Source organism: Paenibacillus aceti, from assembly GCF_003614185.1.
Classification (GTDB): Bacteria; Bacillota; Bacilli; order Paenibacillales; family Paenibacillaceae; genus Fontibacillus; species Fontibacillus aceti.
The window spans coordinates 4,581,543-4,599,777 of record NZ_KZ987724.1 but is presented as its reverse complement, the minus strand read 5'-3'; the positions used below and the strand labels follow the sequence as shown (position 1 = coordinate 4,599,777).

Genomic DNA, 18,235 nt, shown 5'->3' with positions numbered 1-18,235 from the left:
CTAACCTTGTAACCAGATCATCGTATCCAATATACAACTATAAAGTCAATATGACTTTTACGCTTTAATTCGCTATCTAATTCACTCAAAAAAGAACGAGTGGAGCCACTACATGAGCTCAATCCCCGAATACCCCATCGCTCTGTATCCCTTTACTTGAGACGACCTGCGTATTGTTGTAATGTCCCCTTCCATGAAATAGGGTGCACTAAGAACAGAGTATCCAGACGTGCACGCTATATAAAATCAAAAAGCCCAGATTATCCGGGCTTGTACGATGATAAACTTATCAATTTAACCGTATTAATGAATGAATCCACAGTACAGAGGAAAACGAGACCAATCATCCCATCAATCTACAAATTGTACTGCACGCTACCCCCATTTGACTCCCGTACTCTAACGAAACCACGTATCGTTATTTTCTCCAAAAGGAGCCGTTTGAAATTCTAACGAAACAGGGTATCGCTATTGGGGCAAGTTAAGGGTCTAAAGCAGGAATTTCCTTGAAATAACGATATGGTGTTTCGTTAGATTTTATTTGCCGCTGTTTTTATGGAAATAGCGATATGGTGTTTCGTTAGCCGCCTGCTCGTCCCCGTGCAAACTAAACTTCATACCGAGAGCAAAAGATATTCGATTTACAATATCCAAACAAGGAACGCTCCGACCATCCTCTATGCAAGCAACAGACTCCTGATGTAGCCCAGCTCTATCGGCCAATTCCTGTTGTGTCCACCCTCTCCAACTCATCCAGAAAAGCAGGGCGATTTGAATAATCACCGCGAAGCTGCTTAAGGAGTTTACGTGCGGGGTCAGTACCTCCTGCTTGAATTAAGGTGTGAATCTTCTTGCACACTTCCTGATACTGCTTGCGCTTCGTTGCGTTGGCCGCTGCTTCAGTGATAACCTGTGTGAACCATTGAAATACTTCCTCTGTATAATCCTCGACCAAATAAGGATAGTAGTTAACTACCGCCCATGCATTATTACGAACATACTCCATCAGTCTGGGATTATCCCCTTCTTCAACAAGGACTGCGGTATAAAATCCTGAAGTTCTCCCGCCCTTCTTATCCTTAAGCTTATTCAGAAATCCCTCATACACCGCTGGCCAAGCATCCTGATCATAGAGCCCTTTGAGTATTAAATAGTAACTATAATCTTCTTCAAGCGCCAACTCCTCAGCCAATTGCTTCTGTTGCTCCAGTTGATGAGCAAGCCTATAGATCTCGTAACGATGGACTTTCCATTTATGAACGAGGCCAGGTAACTTTTTCTCTGCATCGATCTGTTCGCCCTGCTTGACCAACTCCAGTGCCTTATCATAGCTCTGATTGTCGAGGGCTGCTTTGATCGCTTTTTCACGAAATTCCGGCATATCCAAGTGCTTCTGTATAAATTCCGTCGCGCTGTCTACACCTTCAAATTTCTGAACGGCCTTATACTTTAGTTCGGCAGCATGCCTAGAGAAATATGTACTATAAGTTGTTCCGTTTTTATTTTCCATATCATCTAGTAGAGCACTCCATAATTTTATCTCCGCATCCGTCGCCATTACATTAATAGCATCGTCCAAGAAAGAAAGTCCCCACTCACTCCTGCCCTCTAATACGGGATGAACAGATTCCTCCAGCAGCCTCTTGAACAATATCTCTCTCTCCTTTGAGTCACTATTCCCTAATTCAACAGAGATATCATGAATCGAATCCAGACAATCTTCTATTAATACTTCAACGTCTCCGTCGGGATCATGACAACTCCCCAATAAATCCCTCATTTCATCGAAAACGAGGAATAAAATTTCAGCAGCTTGAAGCTGCTCGCCCTTTTGGATCGCCTCATACGCCTTGTCCATTACTCTTTGAGCACCTGTTACAGCATAAGCTTCATCCCCATAGGCCACAACTCCGTGACGATCCGCATACTTCTTAATAGATGCCTGGATAATCTGTTTGTATTGGCTCAAGCTTTCCTCTCCGCCAACATCTATGAACTTCAAAGTGAGTGCCTGCTTCACTTCCTCTATTTCCTCCGAGAAATTGACCAGTACGCGATTAGCTCCTCCTTATTAAGCTTCCCTAAATACTCTGCAATACGCTGATCTTTACTTTGTCCAGATTTCATCGCACGCCCCGCCTTCCAGTCTTATTGTCATTAATCCTCAAACCTTCATCTCCCCATGCTCTATCGCTGAGGTTTCAACCTGAATCGTTGTATGCTGAATTTCAAATTGATCGGTGATCAAATGGATGGCTTGCTGTAGAATCTGCTGGCTATCCCAGTCGTCCTCAATCAAGAGATGGCAGCTTAGCGAATCCAGGCCGGATGTAATCGTCCAAATATGGAGGTCGTGCACGTCTTTGACCCCGTCAATACTCGCTAATGTCGCTTTCACTTCCGCTGAATTCACGGTAGATGGCGAACCTTCCATCAGGATATGAATGGTATGCTTGATCACGCCCCAAGCTCCTCTAAGGATGAGAAGGGCAACGAGCACACTGATGATCGGGTCGGCGATATACCACCCGAAGATCATCATGACTAAGCCGGCGGCGATCGCACCGACTGAACCCAGCGCATCTCCGAGAATGTGCAGATAGGCACTGCGTAGATTGATGTTATTTTTCACATCGCCTTTTCTCATTAGAGACCAGGCACTGACGACATTAGCTAACAGACCGATACATGCGATCAGCATCATGGAGCCACTCGCTACGGTTGGAGGTTCCGTGAAGCGTCCATAGGCCTCCGCCTAGAGTAATGGTTAATGCGATGATTAGCCCCTTTTTATTTCCGTTCGGATCGATGTGATGGTGATGGTCGTGGTGATGGTGTTCGAGATGATGTTCACTCATTTTCGTTTGTCTCCTAATTCAGTCAGATGGCTTACAGCTTGCTTCAATGATATATGCCTATATTATAAAACAAATTTCATTAAAACAGCCCTCTCCGCCAAAAAGGCAGAAGAAGGGCTGTTAGCTTTCCAACAAAGCAACTTCCATCAAACTGAATTCAATCTTCCCCTATGGAAAATCTGTTCAATTTAGCCTCTCCTACAAGGATGGCAGCATCAAGAACATCTCCACGGCGGATCTTCCTCCCTCTTCTGAAATAAAGACTGCGGAGAAAGTTTTTGCTATTTACACGGGCGATCCTCGGGCCACGATTTTGCGGCAAATCAGCGCAGTGTGTCAGCCCACTAATCCAGTCAGCAATCTCCTGCAGCGGGAGCAGTTTTTTGTCAATCATGGTATCCAGGATTGTGGCCATCCGCTCATCTTCCTCTTCGCTAAAAATCTGCATCCCGTTATGTAACTTCCCTTGAATCGCAGCAAGTACCTCATGCTGTAGCGCTGCATCACTCTCCGGACACTGAACCAGCTCATCCAAAGCATCCGCACCATGTGCCGCACTGTGGGCCCAGCCACCTTCAGGTAGATAACCGCGCAGATCCTTCTCCTCTTTATAGTAGCGGAGCACTGAATGCTTGAGATGCTGGAATTCGGCTTGATCCAGAAAAGGCTGTATCCTATGGCGTTCTGCAATCAACGCAATGGGGCAGAATGGAGAATGCCCTTGTAAAGACAGACGAATCATTCTCGCTGCCAATCCGATAAAACAAATGCTGCTCATCAGTCAGAACAGCCAGAAGACTGTGCAATTCCGTTGCCGTCAACATGTTCTCGTCCTGAAACCACTCATAAAATGTCGTACAGATTAGATCATCCCGCAATTCCGGCTGGGGGTCCCCGATATAGTGCAGCATCAAAGCAAGAAAATCCTGCAGCCGCTCGCCTTCACGAAGCTGGTAATGCTCCTTCTCGATTCTTTGCAGGTCCGTCATGAGCCTCACCCTTGTATTGTCCACGATTTTATTCCACTCCTTATCTATCCGTGTATACCTCCACAATAAAACAAAACGACTGACATCAGTATGTCAGCCATTGTAGGGGAGCAATAATTCTTTTACATATTCTATTAATTCATCTCTTAAATAGAGGGGCTCTATAATCTCGCATTCCTTGCCAAAGCCTAAAATATATTTGAGCAATCCTTCCTCATACGGAAATTGATCTACAACAAGGTATTGGCCGTCTTCCGTTTGTTGAATATTCTCCTCTTGAAAATACTCGGTTAGCTGCTTGCCCATTCGATTGGAGAACTTCAAAGTAACCTGAATGCTTCGCATGCGGTAGCCTTCGTCAAAAATTTCCTCGATTTCTTCCTTCGTGATATCTCTCTTGGCAAAGCCGTCGCCCAGCTTCAAATTCCTGATCCGTACCAGCTTGAACCTTCTGTAGTCGTCCCGGTACCGGCAAAATCCAATCAGATACCACTGACCGGCGGTAAATGTGATTTGAACAGGCTCGACTGTTCTTTCGGAATACTCCATCTGTCTGTTGCAATAATCAAATATCATCAGCCTATTTTCTTCAATGGCCTGATTCATCTGATACAGGTATTCCTTCAATTCATTCTCCATACTGAAATGGGACATGTTAATGCTGAGCTTATCCGTATTTTCTCGGTTATATGTATTCTCGATCTTTAGAACCATAGCATTGAACTGTGCGTTTTTCCCAAACAGAAAATTCAGGTTATTCATGATCGCCACGAACGTAGAAGCTTCATCTTTCTTCAAAAAAAGATTGTCCACATTATAGTTCTCCATAATGTAATAGCCCCCGCCTTTACCCCCGATGGATGCGACCGGAATACCTGCTTCCCCTAATTTCTCTATATCCCTGTAAATGGTTCGCAATGAGACCTCAAAATGTTCCGCAAGCTCCTTGCCTGTCACCAACCCTTTTTTTGAGATGATAAGTAAAATGGAGAGCAATCGATCTACTCGCATGGTTCACCGCCCTGAAATGATAAGCCAAGTATAGCATAATGACCTCATCCCCCCCTTTACAAGCCGAAATACCAAGGGTATGATAATCTACGATTCAATGAAAAACTGCCTTGGAGCTGTCGGAAGAGTCCTTTCTTTCGTTGGCTTCTTTTTACGATATAAGAATTGGAGGACATGTTGTTGGCCCTACTTAGTAAAATGCGAGGTTGGCTGGAGAAACGCTCACCTGCTCAGGTTATCACCGGCTATTACTTACTTGCTGTTAGCATATCTGTTGGTTTGTTCTGCCTTCCAGGTGTATATCGGAGCGGCACGAACGTAAGCTTCTACGATACGGTATTCACGGCGGTTAGCATAGTAAGCGACACTGGACTTGCTGTACTGAATGTCGCTGACACCTTTAGCGTATTTGGATACTTCATCATTATGTTAGTGCTGCAGTTCGGTGGTCTTGGGATTATGGCGATGAGCACCTTCTTCTGGATTCTCATCGGACGCAAAATTGGACTGCGCGAACGGCAGCTGATCATGATCGACAACAACCAGTTTCAATTATCCGGACTGGTTCAATTTATCAAGGAAATTTTAAAGATCATTTTGCTGACCGAGCTCATTGGAGCTATTATTTTCGGACTTCATTTCCTTAATTACTTCCCAACCTGGCATGAAGCCTTCCTACAAGGTTTATTTGCATCCGTCAGTGCAACGACGAACGCCGGGGTGGATATTACCGGGCAATCGCTGGTGCCTTTTGCCAATGATTATTTTGTACAAGTCGTTACCAGTATCTTGATCATCTTTGGAGCCATCGGATTTCCGGTACTGATTGAGATTAAGACTTTCTTATCGAGAAGAAGGGACAAGCAGGCTCCACCCTTTCGCTTCTCCCTATTTGCCAAATTAACAACATCGACGTATCTTATTCTTCTGGTCATTGGGACGATTCTTATCTTCTTGCTTGAATATCAACATTATTTTAAGGGAATGTCATGGCATGAGAGGTTCTTCTACTCTTTCTTCCAATCCACTTCGACCCGAAGTGCCGGATTAACGACGATGGATATCACCCAATTGTCAGAGTCTACTCTGCTTGTCATGAGCATCTACATGTTTATTGGTGGATCTCCCAACTCTGTAGGCGGAGGAATTCGAACCACGACCTTTGCAGTGTGCATCTTATTTATGTATAACTACATCAGAGGGAATCGTGAGATCAAAATCTTTAAGCGAGAAATTCATCCGGATGATGTTATGAAATCACTGGCGATTATGCTGCTTGCCATTGTGATGTGCGGAGCCTCCGCCATTGTTATCAATATTACGGATTCCCATCATCAGCTGATATCGATCATTTTGGAGGTATGCTCTGCCTTTGGTACGGTGGGCATGTCCACGGGCATTACACCAGAGCTAAGCGCTTTCGCCAAATTTCTGCTGATGATGCTCATGTTCATTGGGAGAATCGGTCTGACCTCGTTCATCTTCATTATTGGAGGCAAGAAGAAGAAACCGAAAATCCATTATCCTGTGGAGAGAGTGATTTCGGGATAATACGCTAGCAATTTATACAATGGACTACGGGGCTGTCTCAAAAGTCGATCTTTCGACTTAGAGACGCCTCTTTTGCGTGCCCCAAAAATGTGAACATCCCCATGCTCTGTCCGTGTCAACTCGGACACGGACATTATTGTCCGTTAGCGTTGATCCCGTGGCATCCTGCCCTTGTAACGGACAAGGGTGTCCATTACAAAGGGATTTGTCGCGAAAAATCGCAATTTGTGCTTCTAATGGTCAAAAGTGTCCGTTGGAGGAGCGTAATTGTTGTTTTCATGCTCTAACGGTCATTTTTGACCACTGTATCATGGCGATCCCATCGCTCCTCTGATTCCCGTTATTTCTCGCAAAAAAACCCCCGCCTGACGGCGGAGGCTCCAATACAAACTAACCTAGTATACTATCTTAATATTCATCTGCTCCAATGTCGATATTGCCACCTTTTACGCGATCGCTTCCTTTGTAGTCCTTGTCTCCCACGATCGAGCCCAAATTCTCTCCCGCATTAATCGCCGGGGAAGAGGCGCTGAGCGTGTAGTTTCCAGCGGCCGGATCAACGAGCAGCGGATCAGCAAATAAGGAGTGGCTATCCAGGGACGTGCCCGATTTATAAGCGGCAAATCCGGTGTAGCTGACATTTTTCCACTGCCATTCGGCTGAACTGGCCCCACCCGTCACATAGTAAAGGTTATAATCCACCTGATTTCCGGTATTTTGGGTAAAAGGATTCGAGATCATCAGCTTAGAACTGCTAGCTACAAAAATATTATTCTTGATGACATTATTCTTCGTATCGTATTGCAGCAGCATCTGACCGCCATCCAGCCCCTTCGTATCGTTCTTGTACAACGTATTGCCGATGACCTTACAATCCACGGTAGAGCCGCGTTTCTTATCGTAGCCCCCCATGGCGATGCCCGTGTAGTTATTATTAGCAACTATATTGTTCCTCACCGTAATATTGCTGGTGGACTTCCCGCTATGCTCACTCGCAATCTCGATCCCAATGTCATTGTTATAGCTCATATTGCGTTCGATCAGCGTATCCTTGCCACCATCGACATAGATGCCATCCGCCCCGTAGGAATCATTCGGTAATGACTTGCCGTAGGACGGATTATTAATCGAAGTAATATTGTAGACCAGATTCTCTCGGACGATGCCATTGCGTGCCTGGTCATAAGCAGAGTTAGGCGATGTGCCCTCAAAGCCGATTACATCGATTCCGATGTTGTCATTGTCATGGACGATGTTTCCTTCAATTAAGAAGCCATCCACATTGCCGTTGACGACCATCGATTCACTGGAGCCGAGGATGAGGTCACTCAGAGTATTGCCGATAATCGAAATATTGCTGAGCGACTGAGGTGCCTTCGTGCCGTATACCGCGATCCCGTGCGCATCGCGTCCGGATAGATCACTGCGCAGAGTCGCGTTATTCTCGATCGCATGAATATAGTTGTTGCGAATCGTAATATTGCTGCCAGCCCCGGTGATCAGAATCCCTGAAGGTATTTTATCCTTGGTAGTAGTTTTATAATTGCGAATCTCAAAATCCTCAAGGACGATATGACTGGCATCCGTAATCTCAATCAGACCCTCTGAATCCGCTACAGACAGCCCTGTTCCATCCAGAATAGCGGTCTGCGGAGTATAACTCTTGAACGTAATCGGCCCCTCCGCTGCCGACCCGGAATGCGTAATCTTCAGCTTCTGCTGATACACGCCATCCATGACATATACGGTATCGCCCGCGCCTGCGCTGTCAGCCGCATACTGCAAGGTTTTCCACGCCTCACTGGTACTTGTGCCTGAGTTATTGTCACTGCCGGTCGGAGATACATAGTAGTTCGCTCCCGCAGCATAGGTTGTTGCTCCTTCTAAGCTAATTCCACCTAGCACCAGACTTGCCGTAAGCATCAGAACCGTTCCACACATTCTCAGTTTTCCCCAAACCGTCTTGCGAGCTGCTGTTGTTAACACATCTATCCTCTCCTTCGTTCATTATCTGAATCTTCGCTTACTTCAACGCTGCATTAAGCGTTCAACTCCGGCAACCGTAGGTAGGCTGCCCGTTCCTCCAATACCCTGAACCGACAGAGCGCCACATGCACAGGCGAACCGCAGCAGCTCCTCACCCCGAAGTCCCGTTCCATAGCCGTAGATCAGCCCTGCATTGAAGCAGTCTCCGGCTCCAGTCGTATCCTTGACATCAACTGAATAGGCTGGCGCCTGGATCAGAGGCTCATTCCGCTTGAACATGACCGCCCCCTGTGAGCCGCATTTCACGGCCACCCTCCCGGTCAATGCTTCAGGCGGCAGGGCCGCCCAGACATCGTCCAGCGCCTCAGCCCGGTACAGATGCATCAGCTCCTCCTCGCTCGGGATGAACAGATCCGTTACTGGAAGGAGGCGGTCGATGCCCTCATGCTGCCACTCACCCGATACATCCCAGCCTGTATCAAAAGAGGTCGTCTTCCCCAAGCTTTGAACCCTGGCGAACAAAGAGACCCATTCCTCCCTCATCCGCGTCTGCAAGAAGTAAGAGCCAAAATGAACATGATCCACTTCCTCCAGCAGCGCTTCAGGAATATGCTCCGGGGCAAGAAGCGGTATGGTCCCCGGATAGGTGAGCAGGCTGCGATCTCCTCCTGCCGAGAACGATAAGGTGATCCCTGTCCGCAGTTCGGCATCGACGGATACGAATTGGGTTGAAACCCCCATTCTCTGCAGCTCGGCGAGACAGAATCGACCGAAATCATCGTCACCGACCAGACTGACGAATTCCACCTCTGCCCCCAGCGAGGCCAGTGCACAGGCCGTAATCGCCGAGGAAGAGCCCAGTACAATCTCCATGCCGTCAAGCAGCTTCTCCCGGTTCATCTCCGGCATAATATCCGAACCTGTCAAGATCATATCCACATTCAATTCACCTAATACAGCTACCTTCATCGCTTCATCCACTCCTTGAGTTATCGCTCTCTACTTCATTTCATTTCCGGCATAAACCGGCGCTCCGCTTCATACAACTCTTCGAACATATCCTTGATTTCCTCTAACGAGCATACCGCCGAGGTCAGCGGATCGACCATAAGCGCATGCATCGCCATCTCTTTATCCTTGTTCAGCACCGCAGATACCGCAAGCTCGAAGAAAGCCATATTACTGCGGCATAACGTGGCAAGATGCTCAGGCAGCGCCCCGAATTGACACGGGTTTACCCCATTGCGGTCCACCATACAGGCGACTTCCACTACGCCGTCATGCGCCAGGTTCGAGATCAACCCTCCATTCGGAACACTTCCGTAGATCGTCTTCACTTCATTTTTAACCATCGCTTCAATAATAACGGCTGCATATTCATGGCTGGACTTCAACTCAATCGGGTGCTCTCCCGACAGCTGCTGCTTGATCTCCTCGTCATTCGTACGGCGCCAGATCGGCCAGTTATCCGCATAATAGCCCGTAGCACCGTTATACCCTGTACTGCAGTGGCGGTCAATCAAGTCCTGCCGCTTCCGATAATACGGGATATATTCCGAGAAATGTCCGCTCGATTCCGAGACAAAAGCGCCCAAATACTTCATCGCATCAAACCGCACCGGGTCTTTGGCCAGAAGCTCCGGATCTGCAATCCTCTCTAATAAGACAGGGTATAGATCCCGGCCTTGATGGGTCAGCTCGACGAACCATGACATATGGTTAATTCCGCCCGCGCGCCACTGCATTTCTTCGTAAGGTATGCCTGCGTATTTTGCCAGCTGTCTGGAAGTGTTCTGGATGGAATGGCAGAGCCCCACCACCGGCAGGTCCGTAATCCGGGAAGTGAGCAGCGTAACCGCGGACATCGGATTTGTATAGTTCAGAATGATGCAGTCCGGGCACAGCTCCTCCACATCGCGGACAATTTCGATCCAGCTCGGTAATGTACGCAGCGTCTTGAACAATCCGCCTGGTCCCAGCGTATCGCCGATACACTGATTAACCCCGTATTTCAGCGGGATTTCGTACTCGTAGCGAACCGTCTCCAATCCGACAACCTCAATCTGATTAATCACAAAATCTGACCCCGCGATCACCTCGCGACGATCGGTAGATGCCAGCACCTGCCACTTCTTCCCGGTCATTTCAATGATCTTGTTCACCAAGTCACGGGCGATCACGAGCCGTTCCGGATCGATGTCGACCAGAGCAATCGTCCCTTCCGTCAAGCCTTCAATATTAAAGATATCTACAATAATTTCGCGGGTAAATGCGCTTCCTGCGCCGATAATTGAAATTTTAGTCATAAGTATTTTCTCCATTTCCTGAGTATTAGGTATCTATGCTGGCTCTACTTCATGCCTGTCATGGTCAGCCCTTTGATGAACTGCTTCTGGAAAATAAGGAACACGATAATAACAGGCAGTGTAATGAGTACAGCGGCAGACATAACTACGTTGTAATTGACCTGATGCGCCCCATTGAAGAAGACGAGCGCCATCGGTACCGTCATGCGATCCATATCATTGATGGCGATGAGCGGCCATAAATAGTTGTTCCACGCGGCCATAAAGGTGAAGATGCCCAGGGCCGACAGCATCGGCAAAATCAACGGCATCACAACGCGCCACATAATACGAAGCTCGCCCGCCCCGTCGATCCGTGCCGCCTCAAGCAAATCTCTCGGAATATCCTCGATAAATTGCTTCGCTAAAAACACCCCGTAAGAGCTGATTAAGCTAGGTACAATGATCGCCGCCAAATTGTTGATGAGTCCGAGCTTGGAAACAATCAAATACGTTGGAATCATGATGACTTGGAACGGGATCATCATCGTCGCCAGTACGAGCAGAAACAGGAGCCTCTTACCTGGGAACGTGAATTTAGCAAAAATGTAGCCGGCCAGTGCGCTTGTAAACAAGGTAGCAGCCGTAATAATGACAGCTGTTATGGCACTGTTAAGCAGCCAGGTGAGAAATGGCGCCTCTTCAAACACGGCTCTATAGCCATCCAATGTCGGATTTTGCGGCACAAAAGATGTGGCCGACGAGATAATCTCCAGATTGCTCTTGAAGGAAGACAGCACCATCCATAGATACGGCAGCAGCATGATCGCCGCAGAGACCAGCAGAATAGCAATAATTACTCCTTCAAGCCATGTGAAACGCCGGGTCATCCTGACCCCTCCTTTTCGTTCAATGTTCCCATTGGGAACGTCCTGCTCTTAACTGAATCATCGTGACCAGCAAAATAATGAGCAGCAGTACAGCCGCCATCGCAGACGCATAGCCCATGTTGGAGTTAGAGAACGCTTGATCATAGATATGGAGCGCCAGCACCCTCGTCTCGTTGAACGGCTCACCCTTGGTCATAATCTGGAATTGCGGAAACGCTTGAAAATAAGACACGATGGTCGTCACCGAAACAAATAGCGTCGTCCTGCTCAACAGCGGCAGCGTAATATGCCAGAAAGTCTGCAGCCGGGTCGCGCCTTCCAGCCGCGCCGCTTCATAATACATATCCGGCACAGAATCCAGGCCGGCCATGAACAAGACCACGTTGTAGCCGATATCGGCCCATAGCGTCATCATAATGACGGAGAAGAGCGCATAGGCCGGGTCGCCCAGCCAGTTGATCGGCTCCAGATGGAACTGGGCCAGAATCATGTTGAAGAGCCCGTTATTATAATTGAACATGGTGCTCCAGACGACGGCCGTGCCTGCCAGCGGCGCAATCGCCGGAAGGAAGAAGATCGTGCGGAACAGACTGCGCAGACCGCGGAAGCGCACACTATTGATTGCAATCGCAATCAGCAGTGTAATAATGATATTAGCAATAACCGCCGCTCCGACAAATTTGAACGTGACTCCTAGCGATTTCAGGAACAGCCCATCGCTGAACAATCGAATGTAATTTTGCAGTCCAATAAAAGGCGATTCCTCACGCAGCGGACTGTATTGATAGAAGGACAATATTAAGCTCCAGACAATCGGTACAAAGGCAAATACGGTAAACAGAATAAAGATCGGCGTCAGGGACGCGGTGACGAACAGACGCTGCTTCCGATGAACGGCTTGGGAGCGGAGCTTTCGCCCCGCGCCACTCTCCCGCTTCAAACTGCTGATTTCCATTTCTGAACACTCCCGGTTTACTTATGTTGGTCTTGACTCGTATTGACCGCCTCTTCGATCTTGCGCAGACCATCCTCCACCGTGATCTTGCCAGCAACGATGAGCTGGAAATGATCATTAATCTGTTTGAACAGATAATCGCGATCCCAGATGGGGCCAATCCAGCGGCCATACTCCAAAATATCAATGGATGTCTTCATGTACGGATTCTCCTTCACAAACTCCGGATCGCTGGCAACCTCCTTCTTGGCCGGCACAGTAAACGTGTCCAGATTCCACTTGCGAAGCTGCTCCTTGCTCGTCACGTAGTTGATGAAGTCCCAGGCTTCCTCAGCATGTTTGCTTTTCTGGGAGACGACGAGTCCCCAGCCCGATTCAGCGGCAAAAAGCGGTGGCTCTGAGGTATAGGAGGGCACAGGAACATACTCAAAATCGTCCACCTTATAGCTGTCCAGGCCCGTGGCGATCGTCCAGGGCCCGCGATAGGCCATCGCCGATCCGCCCTTGAAGAAGTAATCCGAGGTGTCGAGCTGTCCGCCAAAGGTCGTCAAATCAGCCACTTTATCCTCTACAATCAGATTTTTCAGCTCGGTCATCGCCTTGACAGCTTCCGGCGTCTGGAAATTGACATGACCATTCTCGCCCCAATAATCACCCTTCTGCTGCAAAATAAAGGACAGGAAGGTAAAGGTAATATTGTCGCCGGATACGAAGTCAAAGCCTTTAACCTTCAGGCTGTCCCCGCTCGTCACCGTCAGCTGCTTGGCCGCCTCGACCAGCTCAGGCCATGTTGCCAGCGGATAAGCGATCCCTTTGTCCTTGAACATCTGCGAGTGGATCAGCATCCCGCCATTCTCGATGTTATATTCCATCGGCAGTCCATACAGCTTTCCATCATGCATATATCCGCCTAGCGGAGCTTCAAAGTACTCCTCCTTCCTGTTCTCGCCGTCCGGTACCTCGGCCAGCAGCCCATTATTCGAATATTCCGGCACCCAGGTTCCAAACACCTCGGCCATATCAGGTGGATGGTTTGCGGAGAATGACGCTTTCAGCTTCTGGTTGTACGCATCATACGGATAGTTCTGAAAGTCAATCTTCACATTCGGATGCTCCTGCTCATACTGATCGATCATGGATCGATAGCTTTTGATAAAGGCATCTGCCTGGTGGCTCCAGAACACAAGCTTCACTTGTTCATCCTTGCCGCCAGTCCCATCGGTACTTCCAGCATTTTTTGAATCAGAGCAACCACTTAGCACAAAAACTGCAAAAATCGTGGCAATCAGACAAAAAATAGCCGGCTTTCTAACGTTCTTCATGGCAAACCCCTCCCTTGTTTTTGTAGTTAACCGCTTTCACAGTGTTGAATGTAACTTTTTTCTAGACAAATGTCAATGCATATTTTTCATTATTTTGCGGCAAATAATAAATATTTTTGCATGCAAATTTTCAAGAAATATTTCGCAATATTTCAGTTGACCTTGGCGTTGTTTTTGCTTAACATATAGAGGTGAGAAGTTGCAAACATATGGAAAAGGCAGTTGCAACTTGATGTGCAGCCTGCACCCAAATGCAACTAGAAAGGGACGGTTGATGATATGGCGACTTTAAAAGATATTGCGGTCAAGGTAGGAGTGTCCGTCTCTACGGTCTCCCGCGTGCTGGCCAACGATTCCAACCGGCTCGTGAACACAGATACCAAGCAAAGAATTTGGGATGTAGCGAATGAGCTTGGCTACCAGGTCAAGTCCCCATCGTCTAACACCTCCCAGGCTGTGAAGCAGGTTGGCTGTGTGGTGTCGACCATGCAGAAACGCTACTACCACCCTTATTTCTCCGTGATCCTTGACGGGATCGAGAAGGAACTATCCAAGCACGGCTACAAGCTGGCTTATACTTATACTCAGGAGGAGCTGCAAAAGCCTGAAGTGTTGCGCAGCGCATTGCATGACAGTCCTCTGGACGGCTTGATCGTTATCGAAGGAATCGACAACAAACTTTATCAGCATTTCAAGAAGCATGTGAAAGCGATCGTCGGCATTGATGTGTCCGATCCGGATATCCCTTGCATCGCTTATGATCGGGTGGAAGCGGCACGGGTTGCCGTCTCGCATATGATTGAGCAGGGGCATCAAGATATCATGTTCATTGGTGGGACAGGGCTGTCAGGCCACTTTGAGAAGGAGAAACGCTATCGGGGATATAAGCTCGCCTTGGAGCAAGCGGGGCTATCGGTGCGGGAGGACCGCGTCCTCGACGCAGCCTGGGAGCCAGATAATGCCTATCGCCTTATGCTGCAATATTTGGAGAAGCATACGGATAATTTGCCGACAGCTGTCTTTGCAGCGAGCGACATTATGGCGATGGCCAGTATGCGGGCGATTTCCGAGAAGGGCTACAGCATCCCGAATGATTTTGCCGTCATGGGATTTGATGATAATGAGCCTTCTCGCTATACTGTGCCGCCGCTGTCCACGATCCGCATTCCGACCTTTGAGATCGGCGTCATAGCTGCAAAGACGATGCTGCAGTGCATCCGTGACCCGTTTCCGCTGCCAATTCGGATCTATGTGCCGTTCGAGCCGATCTTCCGCCAGTCGACCGCGAAGCCGGGAGAATAGAAGTGCATATATACAACTATTTGCGCTCCTTATGGCCTCAACAGGTAATATAAATGCAATTCTGCAACTATTCGGATGATTTATCCTCTGAACGAAGCTAAATTCGGGAAATAGTTGTATATCCGCATCTATTCCTGATTTCAAGATGGATTTGCTGAAAATAAGTGTATTTCTGCAACTAAGCTCCATTTGAGGAACGCAGTTTGCAATAAAGACTGCAATGTAATATATAACTGCAAATTATACACTTATATAGGGAAATGACTGGAGGAGCACTCTTTCAGTTGCATTTTGTACACTTAGAATCACCTGTTTCCAAGGGTTCGAGGGAAAACGGGCTTTTAAGTGTACTTTTTGCGATTAAAGGAAAGCCTGCGCTGATTTGTGAGGTTTTAGCTGCACTTTGTGCAATTGAAGGAACTTCCGTAACGTAGTGTAGTGTAGTGCGCGATAGAGTACTCTAGGAGCACAAAAAACCCCAGCCCTCACCCGGGCTGGGGTTCTTCAATAGTGCAAGGCCATCCTGCCAGGAACGCGCCACATTAAGCAAAAGTGACACTCCCAAGCAGGCACATTCACGGTGCTGTCGTGAACTTAGGCCTTGCCCCATGAATATTAGAGATTATTGATTCCGGATCATGTAATCGAATGCGCCAAGTGCTGCAGTAGCACCCAAGCCCATCGAAATGATGATCTGCTTGAATGGTGAATTGGTGCAGTCGCCTGCAGCGAATACGCCAGGGAGGCTGGTTGCGCCACGGCTGTCTACTACAATTTCGCCAGTACGTGTGCGTTCAACACTATCACCTAACCAGTCTGTGTTCGGAACAAGACCGATTTGGATGAAGATCCCTTGCAGGTCGATATGCTTCTCTTCGCCACTCTCACGCTCGATGTAAGTAACACCATCCACCTTATTGGTTCCGGTAATTTCCTTCACTTGAGCATTCTTGAGAACCGTTGTGTTCGGCAAGCTGTTCAGACGTTCCTGAAGAACGGAGTCTGCCTTCAGCTCTGGCATGAATTCGAGGACCGTTACATGGCCGGCGACGCCTGCTAAATCAATTGCTGCCTCAACGCCAGAGTTACCGCCGCCTACAACGGCTACATGCTTGCCTGCGAACAGAGGACCATCACAGTGCGGACAATAAGCCACGCCCTTGTTCTTGAACTCCGCTTCGCCAGGTACGCCAAGATTACGCCAGCGTGCTCCTGTAGAGAGGATAACGGTCTTGCTCTTCAGCACAGCCCCGTTCTCCAATTCAACCTCAACGAGGTCTTTCTTCTCCAAGCGCTTCGCAAGCTGCGACTTCATAATATCGATGTTATATTCCTTCGCATGCTCCTCAAGACTGGCAGCAAGCTTAGGACCTTCGGTATACTTCGTACCGATCAGGTTCTCGATGCCGAGCGTATCGTTGACCTGTCCGCCGAAGCGTTCAGCCACAATCCCCGTGCGGATGCCTTTACGGGCAGCATAGATTGCTGCACTCGCTCCGGCTGGTCCGCCACCGATCACCAGTACATCGTAAGGCTCTTTATTTTCGAACTCGGAGGCATCCTCCGAGCTACCCATTTTATTCAAAATATCTTCAATCGTCATGCGTCCGCTCTCGAAGAATTCAGCGTTGAGATAGACACTTGGCACGGCCATAATGTCCTTGCTCTCTACTTCCTCCTTGAAGGCTGCACCGTCGATCATGGTATGAGTAATGTTCGGATTAAGCACGCTCATCATGTTCAATGCCTGAACTACATCAGGACAGTTGTGACAAGACAAGCTGACATAGGTTTCAAAGTGATACTCACCTTGAATCGCCTTAACCCGGTCAATGACACTCTGCCCCACCTTAGGCGGTCTGCCGCTAACTTGAAGCAAAGCCAATACCAACGAAGTAAACTCATGGCCTAATGGTACCCCAGCAAATGTAACGCCAGTGTCTTCCCCTGCACGGTTTACGCTAAAGCTTGGAGTTCTAGGCAATTTAGTATGCTCTATCGTAATTTTATCAGACATGCTGGATAGTTCATTGACTAAATCCAGCATGTCGTTAGATACCGAATCGGTTCCTGCACTGACTTTCAGCAGAACATTGCCTTCCAGAAGCTGGAGGTACTGCGCCAATTGCGTTTTGATGTCTGCGTCCAGTTTCATGTTATCTCTCCTTAAATCTTGCCTACAAGATCAAGGCTAGGCTTCAATGTTTCTCCGCCTTCCTTCCACTTAGCAGGGCAAACTTCGCCCGGATGGTTACGAACATATTGAGCAGCCTTAATCTTATCGATCAGGATGCTTGCGTCACGTCCGATACCGCCAGCAGTAATCTCAATCGCTTGGATTACGCCGTCTGGGTCGATGATGAATGTACCGCGGTCAGCAACACCATCTTCTTCGATCAATACATCGAAGTTACGGGAAATCGTATGTGAAGGGTCACCAATCATAATGTAAGTAACTTTGCCGATCGCTTCGGAGCTATCATGCCAAGCTTTGTGTACGAAGTGGGAATCCGTAGATACGGAGTAAACTTCAACACCAAGCTCCTTCAATGTTGCATATTGTTCTTGCAAGTCTTCAAGCTCAGTCGGGCAAACGAATGTGAAGTCTGCAGGGTAGAAGCAAACGACACTCCATTTTCCTTTAAAATTCTCTTCGGAGACTTCGATGAAATCACCGTTGTGATAAGCATTAGCTTTAAATGGTAGTACTTCTGTTCCAATCAATGACATGGTTATTCGTACCTCCCAGGTATATTAGTTTAATTAAGATTAGCATAGAGACATTCGAGCAGTGCATGCACATTGCGCAACGAGCTATACTAATTTCTTATTTATAATAATTATTATATATTAATCATTCTCAATGTCAAACCAGTTCACCAAGTCTTCATATTCTTATTATTCACAGGAATTCAGTTCCCATTCTTCACTACAGGATGAATTCCCTTCCTTAGTAAGACAGCTGTTGAACCAATACTTTAGCGCATAGATTCCCTCCCATACAAGTTCGTACTCTGCCTTCCCTCGACAGCACAGATAACTCGTCCTAACTGCTCTTGTACAATTCATCTCTATATATAATATGA

General features: G+C 47.8%; 13 protein-coding genes and 2 pseudogenes. 2 read left to right on the top strand and 13 right to left on the bottom strand.

What is annotated here, in order from left to right; translation table 11 throughout:
- Positions 1-712: 712 nt before the first annotated feature.
- The 5 genes and pseudogenes from BFJ94_RS20705 to BFJ94_RS20690 all read right to left on the bottom strand — a co-directional run bounded on the left by BFJ94_RS20705 (position 713) and on the right by BFJ94_RS20690 (position 4,858).
- Entirely contained in the window at positions 713-2,002 is a 1,290-nt protein-coding gene (locus BFJ94_RS20705) for a hypothetical protein (protein WP_162944356.1), read from the bottom strand.
- Between the two features lie 162 nt (positions 2,003-2,164).
- Positions 2,165-2,752 (bottom strand): annotated as a pseudogene (locus tag BFJ94_RS20700) (cation diffusion facilitator family transporter); the annotation flags it as partial.
- Positions 2,670-2,858, bottom strand: a complete 189-nt coding sequence (locus tag BFJ94_RS26345) for a hypothetical protein (protein WP_438803716.1) — start codon at positions 2,856-2,858, stop codon at positions 2,670-2,672. The pseudogene BFJ94_RS20700 and the gene BFJ94_RS26345, both read right to left, overlap by 83 nt.
- 157 nt (positions 2,859-3,015) lie before the next feature.
- A pseudogene (locus tag BFJ94_RS20695) lies at positions 3,016-3,871 on the bottom strand (DUF2785 domain-containing protein).
- 69 nt (positions 3,872-3,940) lie between these two features.
- Positions 3,941-4,858 (bottom strand): helix-turn-helix transcriptional regulator, encoded by a 918-nt coding sequence (locus BFJ94_RS20690; protein ID WP_120464333.1) that lies wholly within the window; start codon positions 4,856-4,858, stop codon positions 3,941-3,943.
- 198 nt (positions 4,859-5,056) lie between these two features.
- Here BFJ94_RS20690 and BFJ94_RS20685 point away from each other — a divergent pair, with 198 nt between their 5' ends.
- Positions 5,057-6,409, top strand: a complete 1,353-nt coding sequence (locus tag BFJ94_RS20685; protein WP_188831514.1) for a TrkH family potassium uptake protein — start codon at positions 5,057-5,059, stop codon at positions 6,407-6,409.
- Between the two features lie 408 nt (positions 6,410-6,817).
- Here the strand turns inward: BFJ94_RS20685 and BFJ94_RS20680 are convergent, their stop codons facing one another.
- The 6 genes from BFJ94_RS20680 to BFJ94_RS20655 form a co-directional block, all read right to left on the bottom strand.
- On the bottom strand, positions 6,818-8,350 hold the full coding sequence (locus BFJ94_RS20680; RefSeq protein ID WP_120465340.1) for a right-handed parallel beta-helix repeat-containing protein: 1,533 nt from the start codon (positions 8,348-8,350) through the stop codon (positions 6,818-6,820).
- An 87-nt stretch (positions 8,351-8,437) separates the two neighbouring features.
- The gene (locus BFJ94_RS20675) at positions 8,438-9,364 is read right to left on the bottom strand and encodes a carbohydrate kinase family protein (protein WP_120464331.1); all 927 of its coding nucleotides are present in this window, start codon (positions 9,362-9,364) and stop codon (positions 8,438-8,440) included.
- 35 nt (positions 9,365-9,399) lie between these two features.
- Positions 9,400-10,701, bottom strand: coding sequence for an alpha-galactosidase (melA, locus tag BFJ94_RS20670; protein WP_120464330.1), 1,302 nt, complete (start codon positions 10,699-10,701; stop codon positions 9,400-9,402).
- Positions 10,702-10,745: 44 nt separating this feature from the next.
- A complete protein-coding gene (locus tag BFJ94_RS20665) occupies positions 10,746-11,570 on the bottom strand; it encodes a carbohydrate ABC transporter permease (protein ID WP_120464329.1) in 825 nt (274 codons plus the stop codon).
- Positions 11,571-11,589: 19 nt separating this feature from the next.
- Positions 11,590-12,525 (bottom strand): carbohydrate ABC transporter permease, encoded by a 936-nt coding sequence (locus BFJ94_RS20660; protein WP_120464328.1) that lies wholly within the window; start codon positions 12,523-12,525, stop codon positions 11,590-11,592.
- A gap of 17 nt (positions 12,526-12,542) precedes the next feature.
- Positions 12,543-13,847, bottom strand: a complete 1,305-nt coding sequence (locus BFJ94_RS20655; RefSeq protein WP_120464327.1) for an ABC transporter substrate-binding protein — start codon at positions 13,845-13,847, stop codon at positions 12,543-12,545.
- A gap of 279 nt (positions 13,848-14,126) precedes the next feature.
- On the opposite strand from BFJ94_RS20655, the gene BFJ94_RS20650 reads away from it, so the two are divergent.
- On the top strand, positions 14,127-15,149 hold the full coding sequence (locus BFJ94_RS20650; protein ID WP_120464326.1) for a LacI family DNA-binding transcriptional regulator: 1,023 nt from the start codon (positions 14,127-14,129) through the stop codon (positions 15,147-15,149).
- 622 nt (positions 15,150-15,771) lie between these two features.
- On the opposite strand, the gene ahpF is transcribed toward BFJ94_RS20650, so the two are convergent.
- Together ahpF and ahpC are read right to left on the bottom strand one after the other, a co-directional pair.
- Positions 15,772-17,304 (bottom strand): alkyl hydroperoxide reductase subunit F, encoded by a 1,533-nt coding sequence (ahpF, locus tag BFJ94_RS20645; RefSeq protein ID WP_120464325.1) that lies wholly within the window; start codon positions 17,302-17,304, stop codon positions 15,772-15,774.
- A gap of 11 nt (positions 17,305-17,315) precedes the next feature.
- Positions 17,316-17,879: an alkyl hydroperoxide reductase subunit C gene (gene ahpC / locus BFJ94_RS20640; protein ID WP_120464324.1), complete on the bottom strand. Its 564-nt coding sequence runs from the start codon at positions 17,877-17,879 to the stop codon at positions 17,316-17,318.
- Between the last annotated feature and the right edge of the window lie 356 nt (positions 17,880-18,235).